Here is a 24,920-nt window from a genome sequence, read left to right as displayed (position 1 = left end):
GTCACGCTCCCTCCTCGCCGGTCGCCTCAGGTGGCCGGTCCTTCCCGGTCGGCCAAGGCGGCTCATCCCCGCGGCCGAAGCAGACGAAGCCCGCTACGCCGGTCCTCCCGCTCGCGACGGCCAGCGCCCGCGCGGGCGGGTCACCGGCGGCGAGGGCCTCGTGGAAGGCGGTCATCAGCGCGAGCGTCTCCTCGTCGCGCACCGGCACCAGGCTCGCCACCACGCACCGCGTCCCCAGCGACAGAAACGTGCCCGCGAGCCCCAGGGGCGCCCCGTCCGCGGGGGCGTGCGCCATTCCCGCGTCACACGCCGACAGCACCACCAGAGCGGGCGGGGTGCGCAGCCGCAGCAGGTCGTACGCCATCAGCGGGCCGTCGTCGAGGTCGATGCTCGACAGCAGCGGGCTGCGCGGGGAGAACATCCCGTGCGCGGCCAGGTGGGCCACGTCGGCCCGCTCCAGTGCCGCCAGCACCTCCGCCCGCCGCGCCGCCACCCGCTCCGTGCCTCGATGGCACTCGCCGACCATGCGGGCCTCGGCCTCCGCGTACCGCAGTCCCGGTCCGGCCACCGCCATCGGCACCGCCTCCTCCCTCCCGTCCCGTACGGACGGCACACGCCGCCCTGCCAGCCAGGCGGCGGCGCTGGCCGCCACGGTCACCGGCCGATCGGCGTTCATCGGCAGCAGTGGCCAGGGCAGGGTGTGCAGCATCCCCGTCGGCACGATCACCAGTGGCCGGTCGGCCAGCCGATCACGCAGCGGGCCGAAGAGGAGCCGTTCCAACTCCGTGGCCTCCGCACCGGGCTCGGGGGCCCTTCCGTCGAGCAGGTGTGTCCTGCGCAGCCCGTACCGGAGGCGGACGGTGGCCTCGGCGACGGCGGGAAACGGGCAGAGGCGGCGCAGCGTCATCCGGTCCCGGGTGACCACGACGGCGGCCAGGTCGCTCTCGTGGCGGACGAACTCCACCAGGACCGACTCCCCGAGTGCCGCCCGCAGCGCGGCCGGGCGGGGCGCGAGCGGCCGGCCGGCGCCCCCGGTGACCGCCCGCCACCGCTCGGCCCAGGCCAGGACCGCGTGGCCCCGCCCGGTCCGCACGGCGAGGGCGAGCCCGAAGCGGGCCAGCGGCTCACCCGCCCTGGCGGCGTGCGCGCGTACCACCGGATCCTCGAACGTCCTCGTCTCGGCGCCCACCTCCGCCAGACCGGCCAGCACCGCGGCGAACGCTCCCCGCCGGTCTCCCGCCAGGGAACGCAGTAGTGCCGTCGCGTGCAGGGCGACCACCCCGTGGCCCGAACGGGAGAGCAGGTCGAGCTGGTGCTCGGCGGAGGGCCGATCGCCCAGTCCGAGGGAGACCTCGGCGACGGTGAGCCTGAGCGCCTCCGAGGTGTCCTGGTGCCCGGCGGCGCCGAGGACGTCGGCGCACGAGAGCATCGTCGCCGCCAGCTCCGCCGTGGGCGACTCCAGCGCGAGCCGGGCCCGCAGGAGGATCTCCTCGGCGACCGGCACCAGGATCGTCCGCCCCTGCGCGGCCAGTTCGCGGGCGGCCAGGTCCGCGCTCTCCCTTGCGCGGCGCGGATCACCGGTGCGCAACTCGACCCTGGCGAGCAGCAGGAGGGCCTCGGCCAGTGCCGTCCCGGCGCCCGCCGCGGCCAGCTCGGGAACCGCCGCCTCCAGCAGGACCCGTGCCTCGCCGGGCAGATGGGCGGCGATCAGGGCCTCGGCCAGGTCGCAGCGCACCGTCGCCAGCCGCTCCGGGTAGCCGACCAGGACGCTCTCCGCGCGCCGGTAGGCGCTGAACGCGGCGGGCAGGTCGCCGCGCCGTGCGGCCAGGAACGGCAGGTTGCCCTCGGCGAGCGCGAGAACGTGTTCCAGGCCCGCGCCCCTCGCCAGCTCCGCGCACCGGCTCAGGTCGGCCTCCGCCGCCCCCAACTCTCCGAGGAACACCCGGGCGAGCCCGCGGTTCAGCATCGCCCCGGCCAGGAACCTGACATCGCCGCCGAGGACCCGCACGGCCCGGTCGCAGTGGTCGACGGCCTCGCGGTAGCGGCCGAGCCGTGCCAGGGCCACGGCCCGGTGCACGCCGAGCTTGCCCACCTCCGCCGGGGTGAGGCCGGGCTCGGCGTCGGAGGCGAGGGCGAGCGCCTGCTCCGGATGACCCAGCTCCGTACGGACGTGGACCAGTGACAGCCGCGCCTGGGCCGCCCGGTGCGGCAGCCCCGCCGAGAGCGCTATCCGCACCGCCCGGCGCAGGTGCTCCTCGGCGAACGGCAGGTCGCCCAGCTCGCGCGCCGCCACCGCCACCGCCCTGTGCGCCACCGCCTCCGTCTCGCAGTGCCCGCACCCCGCGAGGCGCTCGGCAGGCCCTCCGCCCTCCGGCCCCTCGTCCTCCGACGCGCCGATCTTCGGCTCTCCGCTCCTCGTCGCGCTGCCCTCTGTCGCATCGCTCCTCGTCGTGCTGCTCTCCGTCGCGTCGCCGACCGGGGCATCCGCCCGGCAGGACGCGGGAAGCGAGGCGAGCACACTGCGGGCGAGAGCGAGGGCGCGGGCCGGGTCGCTGCCCGAGAGGTCGAGCGCGTGCTCGGCGTCGGTGAGCGCCTCCTGGAAGGTCACCTACGGGCGGATCCGGGTCCAGGTGGTGACCACGGGGGAGCACCCGGGGCGGTGGCACACCACGCTGAACCAGCCCGGTGGCAGACCGGTGACGGCGAACTGGCCAGTCGAGGACAGCACACGCGACTCCGTGAGGTGCAGGGTGCGGATATCGACCAGCGTGCCCGCCTCTGGGCAGGGGGAGATCTGGCCCGCGAGGTCGACCAGGCCGTCCAGGGAGGTGACCTCCAACTCCACCGTGAGTTCGGCCACGGTGAACCTCAGCAGCCGTGCCCCCTCGGTGGACCGGACGCCTCGCGGCACGGACGTGACCACGGAGCGGGCCTGAACGGCGTCGGGTAGCCGCAGGCCGAAGGCCGCGTGGGCGGCGGCCGTCACCCGCGCGGGCACCGGGTCACTTCCCGAGGCCAGGCGCAGCGCGGCTATCAGGGACTCGTCGTCGATCGCCGCCGGATGTCGCGTCACGATGTCGCCTCCCGGGCGATGAGCATGGTGCGGAGCCGGCTCAGGCAGCGGCCCCTGGTGGGGCCGTAGCTGCCGCTGGGCATGCCCAGGCGCCCGGCCAGCTGGTGGACACCCGCGTCGGGGGCAGTCGCCATCAGCCGGAACAGCGACCGGCACGGCTCGTGCATCTCGTCGACGGCCTGCCACAGACGGCGGCCCTCGTCGGCGCTCAGCACGGCGAGCACGGGATCGGCGTGGGCTGCGCCCGCCGGGGCGAGCCACGCGTGCTCGCCGTCGGAGAGGTCGGCGACCAGCCGCTCGCCCCGGTGCCGACGGCTCAGGAGGGACGCCTCACGCTTGGCCGTGGTGAACAGCCAGGAGCCGATCCTGTCGGGGTCGCGGATGGTGTGCAGGCTCTCCAGCAGCCGCAGCCAGGTGCCCTGCACCGCGTCGGCGGCGTCCGCCGGGCTCAGGTCGTAGGCACGCACGGCCGACCACAGCAGCCCCGTGAAACGGGTGACCAGCGCGTCCCAGGCCACCTGGTCGTCCACCGGCACGGCGTCGATCTCGCGCTGGTCGCTCACCGCACCTCCGGAATCACGGAGAACACTTTACGTGTTCGAGTGAATGCTCTGGGTGAGACTTTAGCCCGGCGTGGGCACCGCGACTCCCAAATCGGGGATCCGCCTGGTCCTCGCCGGATCGAGGACGTGCTTCACGGCCTCCTGCTGGGGCCGGTCCACGCACGCGGCGGCGATCGCCCCGCTCACCAGGGCGGTGGCGAAGGAGGTCCCGCTCCAGCGCGCGTAGCCGTTGAACGCCCCGTGTTCGAGGAAGGTGCTGGACAGCCACTCACCGCGGGCACACGCGTCCACCCACGCTCCGTACGCCGAGAACGGGGCCCTTGCCCCGCCGTTCGGATCCAGTGCCCCGACGGCGATCACCCCGGGTGACGCGGCGGGCCAGAAAGGGCGGTCGGAGGCGGTGTTGCCCGCGCAGGCCACCGTGACCGTACCGGCCAGTGCTTCCAGGGCGGCCTCCACGAGCGGGGAGGGGCGGTCGTCGAAGGTGTGCCCGCCGAAGGACAGGTTGAGCACCTGCGGCGGGTCGGCCCGCAGCCGCTCCAGGAGGTGCAGCAGCCCGGCCTCGTCCCCGACGCCGTGGCCGTCCAGCACCCGGATCGGCCGCAGCCGCGCCGACGGGGCCGACCGCAGGATCAGCCCGGCGATGAACGTGCCGTGCCCCGCCTGGAGGTCCAGTTCGCCGTCGCCGTCGGAGTCGGGCACCTCGTCGGCCTCCCGGCCCCGCTCCAGGAACCACGGGCTTCCCTGCCACCACGGGTGCTCCGCCAGGCCGGTGTCGGCGAGTACCACCGTCACGGCGCCCGCCGCGCGCCCGGTGGGGGCGGGCTCGGGCGCCGGGAGGGCGGCGCTGGGGAAGGGGCGGGAGGCGGGGCCCCCGAAGTAGAGCGGCTGGCCCGTCAGGATGTGGTTGGCGGAGGCGCGCACGCCCCGCGCCCGTACCGACGCCACCAGGTCGCAGACGTCCACGCCCGGAGACAGACGCACCCGGTGGATTCCCCCGATCTCGGTGACGGCGTCGGCCCAGCGGGCAGTGGCCGCGAGGCCCGCGGCGTCGGTCAGCAGCTGACCTTTTCTGATCAGGGCGGGCGAACCGGGGATGGGTTCGACCCGTTCTATGCCGGTATTCATCTGGTCCTCCGGGGGCGATCACCAGGTGACGGGGTTTTCTTCATTCCCGAGGACGCCCTGGCCAAGTGCCCACGGCACAACATCTCGGTATGACCCCCCTCTGGTGCGACGTCACGACCGACGGTAGTCTCTCCTTCAGTCACTTGTGATCATCCTGGTATGAGGCCGTTGGGGAAGGCGCACCTCGTACGAAACGGGAGGTCCGGTGTCTGCTCGTGGCGTGCTTTACGTCCACTCGGCTCAGCCTGCGCTGTGCCCTCATATTGAATGGGCGGTCGCAGGTGTCCTTGGCGTGCCCGTAGACCTGACCTGGACTCCGCAGCCCGCCGCGCCCGGTCATGTGCGCGCGCAGGCCGAGTGGGAGGCCCGTGTCGGTACCGCGGCGGCCATCACCTCGTCGCTGATGGGCTGGCAGCGGATCCGCTTCGAGATCACCGAGGACGCCTCACCGGGCGCCGACGGGACCCGGCACGCCTACACCCCCTCCCTCGGCGCCTTCACGGCCGTGGTCGGGGCGAACGGCGACATCCTGATCCCGGAGGACCGGCTGCGCTCCGCCATGCTGATGGCCCGTCAGGGCCGCGTGGTGCTGGAGGAGGAGCTCGATCGCCTGCTGGGCAAGCAGTGGGACGCCGAGCTTGAGTCGTTCCGCTACGCGGGCGAGGGCGCTCCGGTCCGCTGGCTGCACGCCGCCGTCTGATCGGGCATGCCCCAGGGGGCACGTCCGCGTCCCTTGTGGCGGACGACCGTCCCGGCCATGGGTTTGGAACGTGCCCTGCGCCTCTTCCCTGCGCGGGGAAGGGCGCAGGGAAGACGGGCGAGCCCCCACCGGCAGGGACCGGCGAGGGCTCGTCGAACGACCGTCAGAGGGGGATGTTGCCGTGGGCGCCCCTGGCGGGGGTCACCTGGGCCAGGACCCTGGCGATGGCGCCCCTGGTCTCCTCGGGCTTGATCACCTCGTCGATCACGCCGAGCTCGATGGCCCGGTCCAGGCCGCCCGCGAGGATCTCGTGCTCCTCGGCGAGCCTGACCTCCAGGGCGGCACGCTCCTCCTCGGGGGCGGCGGCGAGCTCGCGGCGCTTGAGGACGCGGACCGCGGCGACCGCGCCCATGACCGCGATCTGGGCCGTCGGCCAGCCGAACACCTTGGTCGCGCCCAGCGAGCGGGAGTTCATCGCGATGTAGGCGCCGCCGTAGGCCTTCCTGGTCACCAGGGTGATCCGCGGCACGGATGCCTCGGCGAAGGCGTGCAGGAGCTTGGCACCGCGGCGGACCACGCCGTCGTGCTCCTGCCCGACGCCGGGCAGATAGCCAGGAACATCCACCAGGACGATCAGCGGCACCCCGAAGGCATCACACATCCGGACGAACCGGGCCGCCTTCTCCGCGGAGGCGGAGTCGAGGCAGCCGGCCAGGCGCATCGGATTGTTGGCCACCACGCCCACGGTCCGGCCCCCGAGGCGGCCCAGGGTGGTGACGATGTTGGGTGCCCACTTGGCGTGCAGTTCCACGCCGGGCTCATCCAGCAGGCCCGTGACGAGCGGCTTCACGTCGTAGGCGCGGCGCACGTTGTCGGGCAGCAGGCCGGAGAAGTCGACCTCCTCGACCCCGGTGCGCACCCGGCCCTGGTGGCCGAGCAGCACCGCCAGGCGGCGGGCCCGCAGGTAGGCGTCGGTCTCGGTCTTGGTGACCACGTGGACGACGCCGCTGCGCTTGCTGTGCGGCTCGGGGCCGCCGAGGGCGGCCATGTCGATCTGCTCGCCGGTGACGCTGCGGACCACGTCGGGACCGGTGACGAAGATGCGGCCCTCGTCGGCCAGGATCACGATGTCGGTCAGCGCCGGGCCGTACGCGGCGCCGCCCGCCGCGGGACCGACGACCACGGACAGCTGCGGGACCACGCCGGAGGCGCGGGTCATCGCGGCGAAGACGCGGCCGACCGCGTGCAGCGACTCCACGCCCTCGGCGAGGCGGGCGCCGCCGGAATGCCAGACGCCGATGACGGGAACCCGCTCGCGGACCGCGACGTCGTATGCGTGCACGATGTGCTCGCACCCCTCGCTGCCCATCGCGCCGCCCTGGACGCGGGCGTCACTGACGAACGCGACGACCGGCACACCCTCCACGCGGCCCGTCGCGGCGAGCACGCCGCTGCGGTCGACCGGCGAGATCAGCCGGATCGAGCCCTCGTCGAGCAGAGCGGAGAGACGCACCTGGGGGTCACGGGGATCGAGAGGCTCCCGTGCTGAATCCTCGCTGTCCTCGCTCACCAGCCCTTTGTCGAGCACAGTCATCGCGAGCCCCTGTCAGACGCTGGTGAAGGCCACGGCGACGTCGTGCCCGCCGAACCCGAAGGAGTTGTTGATCGCGGCGATCTGACCGTCCGGCAGGGCGCGCGGCTCTCCGCGCACGATGTCGACCTCGATGCCGTCGTCGAGGTCGTCCACGTTGATGGTTCCGGGCGCGCGCCGCTCGTGCAGCGCGAGGACGGTGAAAACGGACTCGATACCGCCGGCGCCGCCGAGCAGGTGACCGGTCATCGACTTGGTGCCGCTGACCAGCGGGTGCTCGCCGATGACCTCCTTGATGGCCATCGTCTCCACCACGTCACCCGCGGGGGTGGAGGTGGCGTGCGCGTTCACGTGCTTGATGTCGGCGCCGGTGAGACCGGCGTCCTCCAGGACGCGGCGCATGGCCAGCATGACCCCGGCGCCGGTCGGCTCCGGCTGCGCGATGTGGTGGGCGTCGGCCGAGTAGCCGACACCGGCGGCCACGGCGTAGATCGTGGCGCCGCGGGCGAGGGCGTGCTCCTCGGACTCCAGGACGAGAATGCCGGCGCCCTCGCCGAGGACGAAGCCGTCGCGGCCCTTGTCCCACGGCCTGGAGGCGCGCTGCGGCTCGTCGTTGCGGGTGGACATGGCGCGCATGGCCGCGAAGGACCCGATGTTCAGCGGGTGGATGGCGGCCTCGGTGCCGCCGGCCACGACCACGTCGGCCCGGCCGGAGCGGATCATCTCGATGGCGTACCCGATCGACTCGGCGCCGGTGGCGCAGGCGCTCACCGTGGCGTGGACGCCGGCGCGCGCGCCGACCTCGATGCCGATCCAGCCCGCCGAGCCGTTCGGCATCAGCATGGGAACGGTGAACGGTGAGAGCCGCTTCCAGCCCTTCTCCTTGAAGGTGTCGTAGGCGGCGAGGATCGTGGTGATGCCCCCGATGCCGCTGCCCACGACGACGCCGAGCCGCTCGGGGTCGACCTTGTCGATCGCGGCGTGCGCCCACGCCTCGCGGGCCGCGACGAGCGCGAACTGCTCGGCCCGGTCCAGCCGCCTCGACTCCGGCCGGGGCAGAACCTCGGTCGGGTCGACGGCGGAGAAGGCGGCGAACTTCACCGGGACGGAGTCCACCCAGTCGGCGGTGATATCACTGACCCCCGACTGACCGGCGAGGAGCGCCGACCAGGTCGAGGCGACGTCTCCACCGAGGGGCGTGGTCGCGCCGAGCCCGGTGACGACGACACGTACCTGGTCTGTACTCACTGCTGCGCTCCTTGTGAATCGCTGGTCAATCTGGGCTGGGGGATAAGCGGGAACGTCTCAGTTCTGGATGAAGTTGATGACGTCCTTGACGGTCTTGAGGTGCTTGAGCTGGTCGTCCGGGATCTCGACGCCGAACTCGTCCTGAGCGGCGACGGCGATCTCGACCATGGACAGCGAGTCGATGTCGAGGTCGTCGACGAAGCTCTTCTCCGGGGTGACCTCGGCGGCCGGGATCCCGGTGATCTCGTTGATGATCTTGCCGATGCCGGCGAGGATCTCCTGCTCGGTCAGAGCCATGTCGCGTGTTCTCCTTGGAATCGTGGTTCTTCTGGTTTCCCGTGCGGCGGGGCCGCGCGGAAGCTCTAGGGGATCTCGATGATCTGGCCCGCGTAGGTCAGGCCCGCGCCGAAGCCGAGCAGCAGGGCGAGCCCGCCCGCCTGGACCTCGCCGCGCTCGATCATCCGGGACAGGGCGAGCGGGATCGAGGCGGCGGAGGTGTTGCCCGCCAGAACGATGTCCTTGGCGATGACGGCGTTGTCCGCGCCGAGCTTGCGGGCGATCGCCTCGATGATGCGGAGGTTGGCCTGATGGGGTACGAAGGCCGCGAGGTCGGCCGGGTCCACCCCGGAACGCTCGCAGATCTCCTTGGCGACGGGGTGAAGTGCGGTGGTCGCCCAGCGGAACACGGTCTGGCCCTCCTGGTGCAGGAAGGAGTCGCGGTCCTTGATGATGATCGCGTCGAACTTGTCGCCGGCGCTGCCCCACACCACGGGGCCGATGCCCGGGGTGTCGGAGGGGCCGACGACCGCGGCGCCCGCGCCGTCGGCGAAGATCACCGCGGTGGCCCGGTCGGTCCAGTCGATCCACTGGGAGAGCTTCTCGGTGCCGACGACGAGCACGTGGGTCGCCGAGCCCGCGCGGATCGCGTCGTTGGCGACCGCGAGCGCGTAGCAGAAGCCCGAGCAGGCGGTGTTGACGTCAAAGGCGCCGGGGGCGTCGATGCCCAGCCGGGTGGCCACCCGGCCGGCGGCGTTGGGGATCTGCGTCTCCAGCGTGCAGGTGGCGACGATCACCAGGTCGATGTCGGAGGCCGCCAGGCCGCTCGCGGCGAGGGCCTTGCCGCCCGCCTGCACGGCCAGGTCGATCTCGGACTCGTTGTCCGGGGCGATCCGGCGCTCCTTGATGCCGACGCGGCTCTGGATCCAGGCGTCGTTGGTCTCCATGGTCGCCGACAGGTCGTCGTTGGTCACCACGTTGGAAGGCTGGTAGTGGCCAAAGGCGAGGATCTTCGCGCCGGGCGCGCCCTGTGAGGTCTTCATTCCTCGGTCACCGCTCCTTGTTCGACTCAAGGGCGGCTCGCGCGGCCTCCAGGTCGTCGGGGGTCTTCAGGGCGACGGTCGTCACCCCGCGCAGAGCACGCTTGGCCAGGCCGGTGAGCGTGCCGCCGGGGACGAGCTCGATCATCGTGGTGACGCCGAGCTCGGCCATCGTGGCCATGCAGGCGTCCCAGCGCACCGGGTTGGCGACCTGGGTGACCAGGCGCTCCATGAACTCGGCGCCGCTCGTGACCGCCGACCCGTCGCTGTTGGACAGCAGCGTGACGGCGGGATCGGCCGGTGTGACGTCCGCGGCGGCCTCGCGCAGGCGGCCGACCGCGGAGGCCATGTGGACGGTGTGGAACGCTCCGGCGACCGAGAGTTCCCTCACTCTCGCCCGCGCGGGCGGCTCCGCCTTGAATGCCGCCAGCTGCTCCAGCGTGCCGCCGATCACGATCTGCCCGGCGCCGTTGATGTTGGCGGGGGTGAGTCCCTTGTCGGCGATGGCGGCGAGGACCTCCTCCTCGACGCCGCCGAGGACGGCGGACATGCCGGTCTCGGTGATCGTCGCGGCCTTCGCCATGGCCTGGCCGCGCTCACGGACGAGGCCGACGGCCTGCTCGGGGGTGATCACCCCGGCCAGTGCGGCGGCGGTGAACTCTCCCACGCTGTGCCCGGCGACGATGTCGGGGGAGGCCCCCAGCACCTCGGCGACGGCGAGCCCGGCGGCTACGAGGAGTGGTTGCGCGACGGCGGTGTCACGGATCTCGTCCGCGTCCGCGGTGGTCCCGTAGGCGATCAAATCGAGGCCGGCCAGCTCCGACCAAGCGGTCAGCCGATCGGCCACGCCCGGTAGTTCGAGCCATGGACCGAGAAAGCCTGGAGTCTGGGCACCCTGGCCCGGAGCGACGATGACGAGCACAAAATCCAGCCTGCCCTGTAGAGGTTCAATACATGGATGGAGATCCAGACGAACTTTGTCCCCACTTCTTTGTAGGGAACCTACAGCGGGAGTTTCGCGGAGGTTAAGTAAAGGATGTTAGGTTACCGGCGTTTCCGACAGGCGCCCGAGAATCAGCCCCACCTGGAGGGTGAAGGCGGATCGCCCCTCGGTCGGCTGATAGCCGGTCAATTCCGTGATCTTACGCAGACGGTAGCGCACCGTGTTCGGATGGACGAAAAGCAGGCGGGCCGTCGCTTCCAGGGACGTGCCCTGTTCCAGGTAGGTCGCGAGGGTGTCGAGGAGCGGTGTGCCGATCAACGGCAGATAGACGTTCTCGATCAGCTGTGCCCTGGCGTCGCCGTCGCCGTCGATGGCCCGTTCGGCCAGCAGGTCCTCGGCGTGAACCGGCCTGGGCGCGTCCGGCCATCCCGCGGCGGCTCGCAGCCCGGCCATCGCCGCCCGTGCCGAGCTCGCGGCCGAGTGCAGGTCGGCCACCTCGGGCCCGATCACGATCGGACCGGCGCCGAAGCGCGGCACCACGTGCCTGGCCGCCGCGGCGACGCTGTCCGCCCCGCCCACGATCACGATCAACCGGTCGCCCTGCACCCCGGCCAGCATGTCCAGGCCCGACCTGCGGCCCCGGTCGCGCAGCGCGTCGATGACCGCCTGCGGGTCGTCGTCGGGGGTCTGCCCGGCCAGCACCACGACGGGGGCGGAGGTCCAGCCGAGCGCGGCGGCCCACGAGTGCAGGCCGTCGTCGACCTCGCCCCTGACCAGGGCGTCCACGATCAGCGCCTCCAGCCGTGCGTCCCAGGCCCCGCGAGCCTCGGCCTCGCGCGCGTACACCTGCGCGGCGGCGAAGGCGACGTCGCGGGTGTAGCGGAGCATCGCCTGCTGGAGCTGGTGCTCCCCACCGGGCGCCGCCAGATCCCCGGTCTGCGCCTCGACCACCTCGACCACGACCCGCACGATGTCGACGGTCTGCTGCAGCGAGATGGACCGCTTCAGCTCCCTGGGCGCGGTGCCGAAGAACTCGATGCTGGGCGTCGGGCGGCCCTCCCCGGCGTGCTGGAACCACTCCACGAACGCGGCGATCCCGGCCTGGGCCACCAGCCCGACCCAGGACCTGTCCTCAGCCGACAGGGCACGAAACCACATCAGCCGGTCGTCCATGCGGGACATGGCGGCCGTGCCCAGCGTGCCCATGGCCCGCTCCAGCCGACGCGTGGTGTCCTCCCGGATCCGGTCGGAGTCGGGATCCCTCCCGTCCTCCCCGATCACGACGTCGCTGTGCCTGAACGTTCGCTCGCTCCGCTCCCTCACGCCACTAAGAGTGCCAGGTCGCGGGAGATGCGCCAGCCGCGGCTCCGGACAGCGTACGCTCCCCGATCTTGTACGTCCCGCACGACCAGGGCGCGCGCGTACGCCGCGATCCCGTTCCGGGGCCCATGTCCCGTACGTCCACCGGGATGTGAACGTACGGAGGGTGGGGCGTGTCGGGCGAGGGCTCAGACGACCGCGACGGCGGTGATCAGGCCGATGGCGAGGTGGGTGACCGCGAGCAGCCGGGCGCCCGGCTGAAGCTCCGGCTCGGTGACCAGCTCGCGCACCGAGATGCCCGCCACCTTGTCGAACGCGAGCATCGCCACGGTCTGTACGGCGATGCCGACCAGGCCGAAGACCAGCGTCGCGAGCAGGCCCTCCTGCAGGGCGCCGCCCGAGGACCAGATGGAGGCCGCCACGATCAGCCCGACGGCCGCCAGCCCCGAGCCGGCGAGCAGGGTGGCATTGGGGTTGCGCCCCTCCTTGATGAGCTTGCCGAGCCTGCCGGGGGTGACCATGTCGATCACGTAGAAACCGACGATGAGCAGGATCACGCCGAGCGCGGCGTACGAGACGATCGCGAGCGCGCCGCGCCCGAGGACCTCGGCGAGCGAGAGCGCCTCGGCACCGGGCACGACTGGGACGGGCGGCACGGGGGTGAAACTCATGTGTTGTTTCTCTTTCCGGGACTCAGAGTTCGATGCGGTGCGGGACGAATGACGATGTGTCGTCGGTGATGAACCCCGAGGTCTCGCGGATGCCGGCACCCGCCGCCTCGTCGTGGACGACCCAGGCGCCGAGGACGGGACGCCAGCCCTCGAAGACGGGCAGCGCCTGGAACTCCTGGTAGACGTATCCCTCGGCGCCGTAGCCGCCGAGGGTCTCGACGTGCTCGCCGGGGGTGACGATCCGCATGTTGGCGCCCTCGCGGCCGAGCAGCGGCTTGACGATGTAGGAGGACATGCCGCGGGGGCCGTCGAGGTAGGCGGGCAGCAGGTTCGGGTGCCCCGGGTACAGCTCCCAGAGCACCGCGAGCAGCGCCTTGTTGGACAGCAGCATCTTCCACAGCGGCTCGATCCAGGTCGTCGAGACCTGCTGGCGCACCGCCCGCGTCCCGAACGGGTCGGCGACGGCCCACTCCCACGGGTACAGCTTGCAGAGCGAGCGGATCACCCTGCGCTCCATGTCGACGAAGCGGAGGTTGAGGTCGTCCCAGCCGATGTCCTCCATCGCGACCGCGACGGTCTTGAGCCCGGCCTGGTCGGCGGTCTCCTGCAGGTAGGCGAGCGTCATCACCTCCTCGCCGGAGGTGTCCATGTTGGTCCAGGCGAAGTGTGTGGGCCCGGTGGGCAGGCCGGTCGAGATCTGCTGCCACCTGGCGATCAGCCGCTCGTGGATGGAGTTCCACTGGTCGTCGTTCGGGTAGCGGTCGCGCAGCCAGAACCACTGCACCACCGAACTCTCCAGGAGGCTGGTGGGGGTGTCGGCGTTGTACTCCAGCAGCTTGGCGGGGCCGGTCCCGTCGTAGCGCAGGTCGAAGCGGCCGAACAGGTGCGGGTCGTTACGCTCCCAGGAGGCGGCGATCTCGGAGGCCACCCACGGCGGGATCGCGAAGTCGGCGTAGCGGCCCTTGGCGATGACGTGCTCCACGGCGTTCAGGCACATCCGGTGCAGTTCCTCGACCTGGTTCTCCAGGTCGAGGACCTCGTCCATGGAGAAGACGTACTGGACGGTCTCGTCCCAGTACGGGCGGTCAAGGCCCTCGGGATGGGCCGAGCGGTGGTAGGCCAGGCCGTGGCCCTCGATGACGCTCTCCCAGTCGTCGCGAGGGAGTGAGGTCTCGCGTCTCATCTCCTGCTCACCTGTCGCTCACCTGTGGTCCGTCGGCTTGCTCATCGGCGCCGGATCAGCTCCCGCCACCCGATCCGCTTCGGCCGCCGAAGCCACCCCGCTGGATCACCGTGCCCTTGCGGCTGGTGATCTGGACGTCCGAGGGACGCACGGTGGTGCCCTGCCGGATGTGGGAGCCGGACCTGACGCCTCCGTAGTACCAGCCGTAGGCGCCCCGCGATCCGTGGTAGCGACTGTCGTCGTCGCAGAGGTCCTCGTCCACGATCGCGTAGCTGCCGTCCGGCTGGCGGTTGTTGAGGTCGACGCACTCGGCGCCCACCTCCTCGTAGTCCGGCGTGGAGCAGGAGGAGACGAGAAGCATCGAGACGACACCGATTCCGGTGATGGCGATCGCTCTGGAAGCCTTGAAGCCCGGGGGCTTGGAAGGCGTCTTGCCATGGGGACCTGGCGGTGTGGCCCGTGGGTGTTGTGGTCGCGCGGCCATCGAGCTCCAATGAGATACGTCGCCACAGGGTATCGATGCGCTTTTGTCTGTTCAACCGATCTCTGGATCTTTCGGGAGAATCGCCGACGCCCGCGCGGGGGCGAGGTGAACCGCACCGGCCCTGAGAAGACAGCCGATCATCGCCCGTCCGGGTGTGTAATGTTCTGGCAAAGCGCAGTGAGCGAGGGGTGCGCGGTGCCGGAGATCAGACCGTTGCGGCCGGGGGATCCGCCGCGACTGGGCAAGTACGAGCTCAAGGGCAGACTGGGGGAGGGCGGGCAGGGGGTCGTCTATCTCGGCGAGTCCGAGGACGGTGAGCGGGTGGCCGTCAAGCTGTTGCACGTGCGCTTCACCGAGGAGGCCCACGCGCGCTCCCGTTTCGCCCGAGAGCTGGCGGCGGCCGGCCGGGTGGCCGCCTTCTGTACCGCCCAGGTGCTCGCCGCCGACCTCGACGGTGAGACGCCCTACATCGCGAGCGAGCTGATCGAGGGGCCCTCGCTGCGCCAGGTGGTCGAACGCGAGGGACCGCTGACCGGGGAGGCCCTCGAACGCCTCGCGATCGGCACCGCCACCGCGCTGACCGCGATCCACCACGCGGGCATCGCGCACCGCGATTTCAAGCCCGACAACGTCATGCTCGCCACCGACGGCCCCAGGGTCGTCGACTTCGGCATCGCGAAGATCATCGACGAGAGCGGGACGATCACCACCCGCGCGGTCGGCACCCCCGCCTACATGGCTCCCGAGCAGATCGCCGGTGAGCGGGTGGGTTTTCCCGCCGACGTGTTCGCCTGGGGCTCGACCATCGTCTTCACCGCCACCGGAAAGGCTCCCTTCGGGAGCGACACGATCGTGGCGACGCTCAACCGGGTCATCAACCACGAGGCCGACCTGAACGGCCTGCCCGACAGGCTGCGTGACGTCGTCGCGGCCTGCCTGAACAAGGACCAGAGGCTCAGGCCCACCTCGGACGTGCTGCTGAAGCGCCTGCTCGGCCACCCGGTGGACGAGGCGGAGACCCCGGAGGCATCGGAGGAGGAGCTGGCCGAGGGCGCGCAGGCCGCCACCGGGGACCTGACGCGGCCGGAAGAGCCCGCCGCGCCCACGCGGCGCCGCCCTGCGGTCCTCGCCGCGATCGCCGCCGGGGTCGTCCTCGGCGTGGTGGGCGCCCTGCTGGGCCTCCCGTTCGGGAGCACGCCGCGCGGCCAGGCCGAACCCTCCCGCCCACCGACGTCCGGCCCTGCGACGGCGACCCCGCGGGTCTCCACCGGCTCGCCCCTGCTCGACCGGATCGGGGAGACCGGCAGGCTCCGCGTGGGGTTCAGGGAGGGCCTGCCGGGCATCTCGCTGGGCAGGCCGCCCCGGGGATTCGAGGCCGACGTGGCCGCCCACATCGCGAAAGAGCTGAAGGTGCCCGACGGCGGACTCAGGTTCGTGTCCGTGGTGGGGTACGACGGTCGCGAGGAGGCGGTGGAGAAGGGCAGGGCCGACCTCGTGATCGCCAACTTCTCGATCGACACCGCCGATCGCCGCCGCGTCGCCTTCGCGGGGCCGTACTACCTCGCCCACCGCGACGCGCTGGTGCGTACCGGCGCGAGGATCGACAGTCTCAAGGACCTGCGCGGCAGGAGGATCTGTCTGTCACCTGGCCAGACCACGGGCACGATGATCCGCGACAGGGGCGTCGACTTCGTCGACGTACGGGCGGAGGACCTCTCGCAGTGCGCGTCCCAGGTGGCCGACGGCCGCGCCGACGCCATGGTCGGGGACGACCTGCTGATCGCCGGCTTCGGTGCCCGCCTGCGCGACGTCAAGGTCGAGATCGCCGGGATCAGGCTCACCTCGGAGAGGTACGGCGTCGCGCTCAGGCGCGGAGACCCGGTGGCCTGCCGGAAGATCAACGAAGTGATCGCGTCGATGTACGAGGACGGGACGATGAAGCGCCTGCTCGAAAAGCACCTGGGCCGGGTCGGTTTTCGCTTCGAGACCGCGCGGCCCCGCCCGGAGACCTGCTGAGCCGTCCGCCTTCGACCGCGGTCTTCTCCGCGCTGTGCCCGTCCGCCTCCGGCCGCGCTCCTCACCGCCGCCCTGTCTCCCGCGGGGGCGAGCGACGTCTCCCGCGAGGGCGAGCGACGCGCGGGAAGGCGTGACCGCGCGGACCCACCCGCGGACCCACCCGCGGGCCCGCCGCGTCACGAGCCGTCGCAGACGGTCCCCCTGGCAGGGACCTTCCCGTCGATGAGGTAGGCGTCGGTCAGCTTCTTGACGCAGGTGTCACCGGACAGGTAGGCGCCGTGCCCCTCGCCCCTGTAGGTCACCAGCACCCCCGTCCGAAGCTCCCCCGTCAGCTTCGGAGCCCACTCGTACGGTGTGGCGGGGTCGCCGGTGCCGCCGATCACCAGGATCGGCGCCGAGCCCGTGGCGTTGATCCGCCTCGCCTCGTCGTTGCCGGGAACCGGCCACATCGAGCAGATCAGGCCCATCCCCGCGCCGCCGAACAGCGGGGAAACCTTCATCGTCTCGTCCTCCAGCGCGTTCAGCTGCTCGGGGGTGGGACGTTCGGCGGTGTCCACGCAGCTGATCGCGGGGAAGCTGCTCATGAGCGTTGTGTAGCTCCCGTCGGGCTGACGGCCGTTGTAGCTGTCGGCCAGGGCCAGCAGGATCCGCCCGTCACCCTTCATCGCCTGGCCCAGCGCCTGGTCCAGCAGCGGCCAGGTCAGCTTCGAGTACAGCGCGGCGGCGATGCCGACGCCCGCCAGCCCCTGGGTCAGGAGACGTTTGCCGACCTTGAGCGGTTTGTCGTTCAGCTCGTCCATGAGCTTCATCACGTTCTTGTTCGCGATGGTCGCGTCGCTGCCGATCTCACACTCGCGGGGCTGCTTCACACAGTCCTTCAGGAAGGCGTCATAGGCGTGCTGGAACCCCTTCGTCTGGACCATCGTGCGCGTCGCCATGGAGACGCTCGGATCCAGCGGGGCGTCCAGCACGAACCGGCCCACGTTCTGCGGGAACTTCGTCGCGTAGACCGCGCCGAGTTGCGTGCCGTACGAGATGCCGAAGTAGTCCAGCCGCTTCTCGCCCAGGGCCGCGCGGAGGCGGTCCATGTCCGCGGCGGCGTTCACCGTGCCGATGTAGGGCAGCAGCCTGCCAGAGGTCTGCTGACAGGCCGTCACGAACTCCTTGGTGATCTCCCTGCTCCTGGCGCGCTCGTCCTCGTTGGCGGGCAGGGTGTCCATCGAGGTGAACCTGTCCATCACCGCGCTGTCACCGCACCGGACACCCGAGCTTTCGCCGACCCCGCGCGGGTCGAAGCTGACCAGGTCGAAGCGGCTGTTCAGGGTGGTGAACGCCTTGGCGGCCTGGGCCATTGTCTCGACGCCCGAGGCGCCGGGGCCGCCGAAGTTGAAGACCAGCGAGCCGATCCGCCTGCCGGGGTCGGTGGCCTTGACGCGGATGACGGCCATCTCGATGGAGTCGCCGTCCGGGTTGGCGTAGTCGAGCGGGACCCTGAGCTTCCCGCACTGCTGCGCGGAGTTGGGCTGGGGGGTCTCACCGCCGGGCCGCCTGACCTCGGTACACGGACCCCAGGTGATCGCCTCCGCAGGGACGGTGGAGGTGGCGGTCGGAGCGGTCGTGCCCGAGACGACGTCGCCTCCGACGAGCCCGCCCGGGAGGGAACCGTCCCCGCCGGGTCCGCCACCGCAGGCGGAGAGCACGGTTGACAGGGCCGTGACCGTCGCGGCGGCCCTAAGGATTGTTGCCATGAAACGCTCTCCCCTGGAATCGTTCGCCGGGGGGGAGCGACTAACACTAACCGGGCGGGCCCTCCATGGAAAAGGAGAACCCGCCCGGGAACGATCAGACTCCCATGGACTGGGTGTCGTTGCTCTCGGCGCCCGCGGCCTCGGTCACGCCGTTCTTCAGGTGATACATGGAGATGGCGTCGCCCAGCACCTCCTGGTCGAGCTCACCCCTGTTGACCAGCTGGGTGAGCACAGCCAGGGTGATCGAGGCCGCGTCCACGTGGAAGTGGCGGCGCAGCGCCGACCGGGTGTCCGACAGGCCGAAGCCGTCGGTGCCGAGCGAGCTCCAGTCACCGGGAACCCACTGGGCGATCTGGTCCTGGACCGCCCGCATGTAGTCGCTCACGCCCACGAACGGCCCCTGCGCCGACGACAGCGCCTGCGTGACGTACGGCACGCGCTTGTCGGAGTCGGGGTTGAGCAGGTTGTGCTCCTCGGCGGCGAGCGCGTCGCGGCGCAGCTCCGCCCAGGAGGTGGCCGACCAGACCTCGGCCGCCACGCCCCAGTCCTCGGCCAGCATCCGCTGGGCCTCCATCGCCCACGGCCCGGCCACGCCGGACGCGAGGATGTTGGCCTTCGGCCCGGACACGGCCGGAGCCGGGGCGAACCTGTACAGACCCTTGAGCAGGCCCGTCACGTCCAGGTCCGAGGGCTCGGCGGGCTGGGGGTAGGGCTCGTTGTAGACGGTGAGGTAGTAGAAGACGTTCTCCGGTTCCTCGCCGTACATCCTCCGAAGGCCGTCCTGGACGATGTGGGCCACCTCGAATCCCCACGAAGGGTCGTACGAGACCGCAGCCGGGTTCGTCGAGGCGATCAGCGGGGTGTGGCCGTCCTCGTGCTGCAGGCCCTCGCCGTTCAGCGTGGTGCGGCCGGCGGTGGCGCCGAGCAGGAAGCCCCGGCCCATCTGGTCGGCGAGCTGCCACATCTGGTCGGCGGTGCGCTGCCAGCCGAACATCGAGTAGAAGATGTAGATCGGGATCATGTGCTCGCCGTGCGTGGCGTACGACGAGCCGACCGCGATCGTGGAGGCCATCGAGCCCGACTCGCTGATGCCCTCGTGCAGGATCTGACCCTCGGTCGACTCCTTGTAGGACAGCAGCAGATCGCGGTCGACCGCCTCGTACGTCTGGCCGTGCGGTGAGTAGATCTTCGCCGTCGGGAAGATCGCGTCAAGACCGAAGGTGCGCGCCTCGTCCGGGATGATCGGCACGAACCTGTTGCCGATCTCCTTGTCGCGCATCAGGTCCTTGAGCAGGCGGACGAACGCCATGGTGGTGGCGACGTTCTGCTTGCCGGAGCCCTTCTTCAGCTGCGCGTACGCGGCGTCGCCGGGAAGCGTGACCGGCTTGGCACGCACCACGCGCTTGGGCAGGAAACCGCCCAGGGCCGCGCGGCGCTCCTTCATGTACTGGATCTCGGGGTCGTTCTCGCCCGGGTGGAAGTACGGCGGGAGGTCGCCCTCAAGAGCGGAGTCGGGGATCGGCAGGTAGAGCCGGTCGCGGAACTCCTTCAGGTCGCTCTTGGACATCTTCTTCATCTGGTGCGTCGCGTTGCGCGCCTCGAAGTCCTTGCCGAGAGTCCAGCCCTTGATGGTCTGGGCGAGGATGACCGTCGGCTGGCCGACGTGCTCACGAGCCGCCTTGTAGGCCGCGTACACCTTGCGGTAGTCGTGGCCGCCGCGCGACAGCTTACGGATGTCCTCGTCCGACAGGTGCTCGACCATCTTGCGCAGGCGCGGGTCGTCGCCGAAGAAGTTTTCCCTGATGTATCCGCCGGTCTCGACGGAGTATGTCTGGAACTGGCCGTCGGGGACGGTGTTCATCTTGTTGACCAGCACACCGTCGACGTCGGCCGCGAGCAGCGGGTCCCAGTCGCGACCCCAGACGACCTTGATGACGTTCCAGCCGGCGCCCCTGAAGTAGGACTCCAGCTCCTGGATGATCTTGCCGTTGCCGCGCACCGGGCCGTCGAGGCGCTGCAGGTTGCAGTTGATGACGAAGGTGAGGTTGTCGAGCTCCTCACGGGCCGCCACGCCGATCGCGCCGAGCGACTCGGGCTCGTCCATCTCGCCGTCGCCGAGGTAACACCAGACGTGACTCCGGCTGGTGTCCTTGATCTTCCGGTTCAGCAGGTAGCGGTTGAACCGGGCCTGGTAGATCGCCCCGATCGGGCCGAGACCCATGGAGACCGTGGGGAACTCCCAGAAGTCGGGCATCAGGCGGGGGTGAGGATAGGAGGGCAGACCCCTGAACCCGTGCGAGAGCTCCTGACGGAAGGCGTCGAGCTGTGCCTCGTTGAGGCGGCCCTCCAGGAAGGCGCGGGCGTAGATGCCCGGCGCGGCGTGGCCCTGGAAGAAGACCTGGTCTCCGGACTCGCCGTGGTCCTTGCCGCGGAAGAAGTGGTTGAAGCCCACCTCGTAGAGCGACGCGGCGGAGGCGTAGGTGGCGATGTGCCCGCCGACGTTGGTGCGGGCGTTGGCCCGGGTCACCATCACGGCCGCGTTCCAGCGCGTGTAGGCGCGGATCCGGCGCTCGACGTACTCGTCGCCGGGGAACCAGGGCTCGCGCTCCGGCGGGATGGTGTTGATGTAGTCGGTGCTACGCAGGCCGGGCACCCCGACCTGGTGTTCACGGGCGCGCTCCAAGAGCCGGAGCATCAGATAGCGGGCCCGAGTGCGACCTTCCGTCTTGATGACGTTGTCGAGCGACTCGAGCCACTCCTGGGTCTCGCTGGGGTCGACATCAGGAAGCTGGCTGGGTAGGCCGTCGCTGATGATCGAGAAACGCTGGCGTCCGGAAGCCACTGGGTCTCGCCTTCCGAGGATGGACTTTTGTCTGGAGTAGGTCGTCTTCCATCCTGGTCGCTTACCCCGGAAAGTGCATCTCTACTTCCCGGTAACCAGGAGATCCCTGCTGGCAGTGATACGAAAGTGGCCTAGACCACCGATGGTAGGACGAATTGCCACCAAAGGTTACATCGGGGTTGCCCCTTTTTTACAGGTTCCCTCCCTGGGAATCTGGGACCCGCTGTCTGGCCTGCCTTCGCGCCCCCTGCCGGAGCCTTCCGAGCCCCTTTCGCCGGGGCCCTTCGACCGTCTTCGGGGGACCGTCGAAGACCCCCGAGGGTCTTCGAGGGACCCCGGAAGGGGAGGGTGCCCTCCCCGCCGCCGCGCGATGTGCCCGGGCGTCGTGATCGGGACCCTCACCGTATACAACGCATGATCCCCCCTGAAGGTGCCCTAACGGACGCCTCGCGTATCGTCTTTCGCTCTTTTTCCCACCATCTTTCGCATCGGCTCCGCTGCGGAGGCCTGTCATGCGCCCCTCTCGCGTGGGAGAACAGGACGCGGCCCGTGAGGCTCCGTGCCGAAGTGGTAACGATTCGCGCGCCAACCGTGAGCGGCGCTACGGCCGCCGTCACTGCCCGGAAACGCCGCATCCGGCAGGCGTATCCCAAGGCTCCGCTCTTGTTCCGCCCCCCGCCCTGCCCGGCTCCTCCCGGTAGGGAACGGTCCAGACGAGGACATTCCCGGAACCAGACACACCACCCCCCGTCCCCGCCCCGACGAAGATCGGGCGGCGGCGAGGGCCACCCGGGGTCTTCCGGACCGGGTGCGGTCGTCATCGCAGCTCACGATGGATCGTAGGATCGGTATGTGAGATCTCAGACGATCGAGGTGATAACGGGTTCCCAAGAGCGGGTGCACGACATCACCTCCGAGTGCGAGAGCTTCGTCCGGTCATGTGGGGGCGACGGCCTGTTGCACGTCTTCGTGCCCCACGCGACCGCGGGGGTCGCGCTGCTGGAGCTGGGCTCGGGCAGTGACGACGATCTGCTCGCGGCCCTGGAGAATCTGCTTCCGGCCGATGACAGATGGAGGCATGCGCACGGATCACGAGGGCATGGACGGTCGCATGTCATGCCTGCCCTCATTCCGCCGTACGCCACCGTCCCGGTTCTCGCGGGACGGCTCGCGCTGGGAACCTGGCAGTCCATCGCCATCGTGGATCTCAACGTCGACAATCTGGAACGCCAGGTCCGTTTGTCATTTTTGTCGGACTAATTCATACGTAGCCCAGTCGTTGCCGTGGCGACCGTTGACGACTGAGGGTCACAGCGTGTGGACTGTGCCGAAGCACTCTGAGCACCGTGTGATTGCGGGGCCATTCAAGCAGGAGGGACAAACGTGAGCGCGACCGCGGGTCAGGCGCAAGGCGAACGCGGCCTGGCCGAACGGCTCGGCCTCAAGCCGGGTCAGGTGGTGCAGGAGGTCGGATGGGATGAGGACACCGACGACGATCTGCGCGACTCCATCGAGGAGCTGACCGGTAACGAGCTGGTCGATGAAGACTTCGAGGACGTCGTCGACGTCGTGCTGCTGTGGTGGCGTGACGGCGACGGTGATCTGTTCGACGCCCTGAGCAGCGTGGTGACCAACCTCACCGACGGTGGCCAGATCTGGCTGCTCACTCCCAAAGCCGGCCGGGACGGGCACGTGGAGCCGAGCGACATCGGGGAAGACGCCACCACTGCGGGTCTCTCGCAGACCAGCAGCATCAGTGCCGCTCCCGACTGGTCGGGGACGCGTCTGGCGACGCCCAAGGCGCGCCGCTAAGGGTCCGCCCTGCCGTACGGCTCGCGCGGGCCGTACGGCAGGATGATGACGCCTGCCGTCAGCCGAGGAAAGGAACCCCGATCATGACGATCGAGGTGGGTGACCAGGCTCCCGACTTCGAGTTGAGGGACCAGCACGGCACCCCGGTCAAGCTTTCCGGAGACCGGGGCAAAAAGATCGTGCTGATCTTCTACCCTCTGGCGTTCACCGGTGTCTGCGGCAACGAACTCGACGCCATCCGCGACGAGCTCATCGCCGACATGCCCGAGGACGTTAAAATTCTCACCGTCTCGGTTGACTCGACCTTCGCCCACCGCGCGTGGGCGGATCAGAAGGGCTACACCTTCTCGCTGCTCTCCGACTTTTGGCCACATGGGCAGGTCGCGCGGGCGTACGGTGTATTCGACAACGAGAAGGGCTGCGCGGAGCGCGGGACCTTCATCATCGACGGCGAGGGCGTGGTTCGCTGGCGCGTCGTGAACCCGATCTCGCGGGCCCGCGACATCGCCGAGTACCGCAAGGCGCTCGCCGACCTTCCTTAAGCGGCGATCCGGCGGTCACCCGCTCACAAGGTGCCCCGCCGGTCCGACCTCTCGGAGGCGATCATGCCCTGCTTCTCCTGCGGGGCCAGGCAGACCGACCCGATCCGTGGCTCCAGCCCGTGGACGCGCGGAGTGCGCCACGAGACGCAGGTGCTGATCTGCCCGGACTGCCGGCGCACCCACGAAGTCGACCTCGACACGTGCCTCTCGTGCGGCTCCGTCGCGCTCATCTGCCGGTTGGGCGAGGTGGAGTGCCGATCCTGCGGCGCGGTACGGCTCGCGCGGGGCGATAACAGGCCGACCGCCTCCCACGCCTGCGCGCCCGGCCTGGCCGACGAGGTGGAGGCCGCCCTGGCCAGGGTCCTGCGCCGGGTCCCCTGAGAACACCCCGGCCATTCCAGGGGCCATGGGACCGGGCGTTTCCCGATCACACAGGGATGTTTCTCCGAGCAACGCGCCCGGCCGTATGGGAGAGATCCCTCCATTCCGGCGCGCCCGGCGTGCGCTAAGGTCGGGCTCGGTCCCGCCCCTTCGACCCGCTGGATGGGTGCATGAGCTCCTTCGTTGTTGCCCTTGACGTCGGTGGAACGTCGATGAAGGGCGGCCTCGTCACCCGTTCCGGCGAGATCATCCGTACCGACCGCCGCGCCACCCCGCGCGACAGGGGCCCGGCGGCGGTCATCGCGACGATCCGGTCCTTCATCGACGACCTCGCCGCCGCGGGGGGTGGCACCCCCGAGGGGGTCGGACTCGCCGTACCGGGCCTGGTCACCGCCGAGGCGGCCCTGTACTCCGCCAACATCGGCTGGCGCGACGTCCCGGCGAGGGACCTCGTCCCGCTGGACATCCCCGTCATGCTCGGGCACGACGTCCGCACGGGCGGTCTGGCCGAGAGCGTGCTCGGAGCCGGCCGTGAGCTCTCCGACTTCCTGTTCCTGCCCATCGGCACCGGCATCGCGGGCGCCACGATCCTGAGTGGCGAGCCGTACGGCGGAAGCGGTGGCTGGGCCGGCGAGATCGGCCACACACCGGTCCACCCCGAGGGGGAACCGTGCGCCTGCGGTCAGATCGGCTGCCTGGAGACCTACGCCTCCGCCTCCGCCGTGGCCCGCCGCTACTCCACCCGCGCCGCCGCACCCCCGCCTTCCGCCCCCACCTCTCCCTCCTCCTCCACTTCCGCCCTGGAGCCTTCCTCCGCCCCTGCCTCGTCCCTTCCTCCCTCCTCTCCGCCGTCCACCTCATCCGCCACCGTCGTCCCGCCCGTCTCGGTCAGCGCCGAGCGAGTCGCCGCCCTGGTCGCCTCCGGTGACCCTCTCGCCGTGGAGATCTGGGACGACGCGGTCGAGGCACTCTCTCTAGCCCTGGCCACCTACACGCTTCTCCTCGACCCCTCCGCCATCGTCCTCGGCGGAGGTCTCGCGGAAGCGGGCCCCCTCCTCTCCGACCCCCTGGCCGAACGGCTCGGCAAACGCCTCGCCTTCCGCGATGCCCCGCCCCTGCGTCATGCCGCCCTGGGCATGTCCGCCGGCATGCTCGGCGCGGCCCTCCTCGGCTGGCGCGCCGCCGGCTTCACCGACGCGGGAACCACGTGGTCTCTCGATGTGCTGAAGTCCCCCCACGTGGCGTAAAGTGTTGTCCCGTCTGTCCGACGGGATTTCCCGGGCGCTTAGCTCAGCGGTAGAGCGCTCGCCTTACAAGCGAGATGTCACTGGTTCGAACCCAGTAGTGCCCACCAAGTCA

22 protein-coding genes and 1 tRNA gene are annotated in these 24,920 nt (G+C 70.6%); 8 read left to right on the top strand and 15 right to left on the bottom strand.

Going from position 1 to position 24,920, the window contains the following annotated elements; translation table 11 throughout:
* Position 1 precedes the first annotated feature (1 nt).
* The 4 genes from ABZ664_RS29125 to ABZ664_RS29110 are packed head-to-tail and all read right to left on the bottom strand — an operon-like array spanning position 2 to position 4,764.
* Positions 2 to 2,608, bottom strand: coding sequence for a CHAT domain-containing protein (locus ABZ664_RS29125; protein WP_362516567.1), 2,607 nt, complete (start codon positions 2,606 to 2,608; stop codon positions 2 to 4).
* On the bottom strand, positions 2,609 to 3,073 hold the full coding sequence (locus ABZ664_RS29120) for a hypothetical protein (protein ID WP_362516565.1): 465 nt from the start codon (positions 3,071 to 3,073) through the stop codon (positions 2,609 to 2,611).
* Positions 3,070 to 3,636 carry a sigma-70 family RNA polymerase sigma factor gene (locus ABZ664_RS29115; protein WP_362516562.1) on the bottom strand — a complete coding sequence of 189 codons (567 nt, stop codon included), beginning with the start codon at positions 3,634 to 3,636 and terminating at the stop codon, positions 3,070 to 3,072. The genes ABZ664_RS29120 and ABZ664_RS29115 overlap by 4 nt, the downstream gene beginning before the upstream one ends.
* Positions 3,637 to 3,696: 60 nt before the next feature.
* The gene (locus tag ABZ664_RS29110; protein WP_362516560.1) at positions 3,697 to 4,764 is read right to left on the bottom strand and encodes a S8/S53 family peptidase; all 1,068 of its coding nucleotides are present in this window, start codon (positions 4,762 to 4,764) and stop codon (positions 3,697 to 3,699) included.
* Positions 4,765 to 4,969: 205 nt separating this feature from the next.
* Between ABZ664_RS29110 and ABZ664_RS29105 the strand changes: the two genes are divergently transcribed.
* Positions 4,970 to 5,464, top strand: a complete 495-nt coding sequence (locus tag ABZ664_RS29105; RefSeq protein WP_344918407.1) for a DUF3145 domain-containing protein — start codon at positions 4,970 to 4,972, stop codon at positions 5,462 to 5,464.
* A 163-nt stretch (positions 5,465 to 5,627) separates the two neighbouring features.
* Here ABZ664_RS29105 and ABZ664_RS29100 read toward each other — a convergent pair whose 3' ends face one another.
* The 9 genes from ABZ664_RS29100 to ABZ664_RS29060 form a co-directional block, all read right to left on the bottom strand.
* Entirely contained in the window at positions 5,628 to 7,058 is a 1,431-nt protein-coding gene (locus ABZ664_RS29100) for a carboxyl transferase domain-containing protein (protein ID WP_362516557.1), read from the bottom strand.
* 12 nt (positions 7,059 to 7,070) lie between these two features.
* Entirely contained in the window at positions 7,071 to 8,303 is a 1,233-nt protein-coding gene (gene fabF, locus ABZ664_RS29095; protein ID WP_362516555.1) for a beta-ketoacyl-ACP synthase II, read from the bottom strand.
* A 57-nt stretch (positions 8,304 to 8,360) separates the two neighbouring features.
* The gene (locus ABZ664_RS29090; RefSeq protein WP_362516552.1) at positions 8,361 to 8,600 is read right to left on the bottom strand and encodes an acyl carrier protein; all 240 of its coding nucleotides are present in this window, start codon (positions 8,598 to 8,600) and stop codon (positions 8,361 to 8,363) included.
* Between the two features lie 65 nt (positions 8,601 to 8,665).
* Entirely contained in the window at positions 8,666 to 9,622 is a 957-nt protein-coding gene (locus ABZ664_RS29085) for a beta-ketoacyl-ACP synthase III (RefSeq protein ID WP_362516550.1), read from the bottom strand.
* 7 nt (positions 9,623 to 9,629) lie between these two features.
* On the bottom strand, positions 9,630 to 10,541 hold the full coding sequence (locus ABZ664_RS29080; protein WP_362516548.1) for an ACP S-malonyltransferase: 912 nt from the start codon (positions 10,539 to 10,541) through the stop codon (positions 9,630 to 9,632).
* 117 nt (positions 10,542 to 10,658) lie between these two features.
* Entirely contained in the window at positions 10,659 to 11,768 is a 1,110-nt protein-coding gene (locus tag ABZ664_RS29075; RefSeq protein WP_362516594.1) for a helix-turn-helix domain-containing protein, read from the bottom strand.
* A 302-nt stretch (positions 11,769 to 12,070) separates the two neighbouring features.
* The gene (locus ABZ664_RS29070) at positions 12,071 to 12,553 is read right to left on the bottom strand and encodes a DUF350 domain-containing protein (protein ID WP_362516545.1); all 483 of its coding nucleotides are present in this window, start codon (positions 12,551 to 12,553) and stop codon (positions 12,071 to 12,073) included.
* A 22-nt stretch (positions 12,554 to 12,575) separates the two neighbouring features.
* Positions 12,576 to 13,736, bottom strand: coding sequence for a glutathionylspermidine synthase family protein (locus tag ABZ664_RS29065; protein ID WP_362516542.1), 1,161 nt, complete (start codon positions 13,734 to 13,736; stop codon positions 12,576 to 12,578).
* A 55-nt stretch (positions 13,737 to 13,791) separates the two neighbouring features.
* Positions 13,792 to 14,097 (bottom strand): hypothetical protein, encoded by a 306-nt coding sequence (locus tag ABZ664_RS29060; protein ID WP_362516539.1) that lies wholly within the window; start codon positions 14,095 to 14,097, stop codon positions 13,792 to 13,794.
* Positions 14,098 to 14,415: 318 nt separating this feature from the next.
* On the opposite strand from ABZ664_RS29060, the gene ABZ664_RS29055 reads away from it, so the two are divergent.
* Positions 14,416 to 16,236 carry a serine/threonine-protein kinase gene (locus ABZ664_RS29055; protein ID WP_362516537.1) on the top strand — a complete coding sequence of 607 codons (1,821 nt, stop codon included), beginning with the start codon at positions 14,416 to 14,418 and terminating at the stop codon, positions 16,234 to 16,236.
* Between the two features lie 176 nt (positions 16,237 to 16,412).
* Here ABZ664_RS29055 and ABZ664_RS29050 read toward each other — a convergent pair whose 3' ends face one another.
* Both ABZ664_RS29050 and aceE read right to left on the bottom strand, forming a co-directional pair.
* Positions 16,413 to 17,984 (bottom strand): alpha/beta hydrolase, encoded by a 1,572-nt coding sequence (locus ABZ664_RS29050; protein ID WP_362516534.1) that lies wholly within the window; start codon positions 17,982 to 17,984, stop codon positions 16,413 to 16,415.
* 94 nt (positions 17,985 to 18,078) lie between these two features.
* On the bottom strand, positions 18,079 to 20,826 hold the full coding sequence (aceE, locus tag ABZ664_RS29045) for a pyruvate dehydrogenase (acetyl-transferring), homodimeric type (protein ID WP_362516530.1): 2,748 nt from the start codon (positions 20,824 to 20,826) through the stop codon (positions 18,079 to 18,081).
* 852 nt (positions 20,827 to 21,678) lie between these two features.
* On the opposite strand from aceE, the gene ABZ664_RS29040 reads away from it, so the two are divergent.
* The 6 genes from ABZ664_RS29040 to ABZ664_RS29015 all read left to right on the top strand — a co-directional run bounded on the left by ABZ664_RS29040 (position 21,679) and on the right by ABZ664_RS29015 (position 24,915).
* On the top strand, positions 21,679 to 22,086 hold the full coding sequence (locus ABZ664_RS29040) for a secondary thiamine-phosphate synthase enzyme YjbQ (RefSeq protein WP_362516527.1): 408 nt from the start codon (positions 21,679 to 21,681) through the stop codon (positions 22,084 to 22,086).
* Between the two features lie 123 nt (positions 22,087 to 22,209).
* Positions 22,210 to 22,638, top strand: a complete 429-nt coding sequence (locus ABZ664_RS29035; RefSeq protein WP_329084203.1) for a DUF3052 domain-containing protein — start codon at positions 22,210 to 22,212, stop codon at positions 22,636 to 22,638.
* Between the two features lie 83 nt (positions 22,639 to 22,721).
* Positions 22,722 to 23,180, top strand: coding sequence for a peroxiredoxin (locus ABZ664_RS29030; RefSeq protein ID WP_362516523.1), 459 nt, complete (start codon positions 22,722 to 22,724; stop codon positions 23,178 to 23,180).
* A 30-nt stretch (positions 23,181 to 23,210) separates the two neighbouring features.
* Positions 23,211 to 23,561, top strand: a complete 351-nt coding sequence (locus tag ABZ664_RS29025; protein ID WP_362516521.1) for a hypothetical protein — start codon at positions 23,211 to 23,213, stop codon at positions 23,559 to 23,561.
* 170 nt (positions 23,562 to 23,731) lie between these two features.
* Positions 23,732 to 24,808, top strand: coding sequence for an ROK family protein (locus tag ABZ664_RS29020; RefSeq protein WP_362516519.1), 1,077 nt, complete (start codon positions 23,732 to 23,734; stop codon positions 24,806 to 24,808).
* Positions 24,809 to 24,840: 32 nt separating this feature from the next.
* Positions 24,841 to 24,915: transfer RNA gene (locus tag ABZ664_RS29015), tRNA-Val, on the top strand.
* Positions 24,916 to 24,920 lie beyond the last annotated feature (5 nt).

It is taken from the genome of Streptosporangium sp. NPDC006930 (assembly GCF_040635605.1).
Classification (GTDB): domain Bacteria; phylum Actinomycetota; class Actinomycetes; order Streptosporangiales; family Streptosporangiaceae; genus Streptosporangium.
Note: the sequence above shows the minus strand (reverse complement) of the source record. Positions and strands in the feature narration are given on the sequence as shown.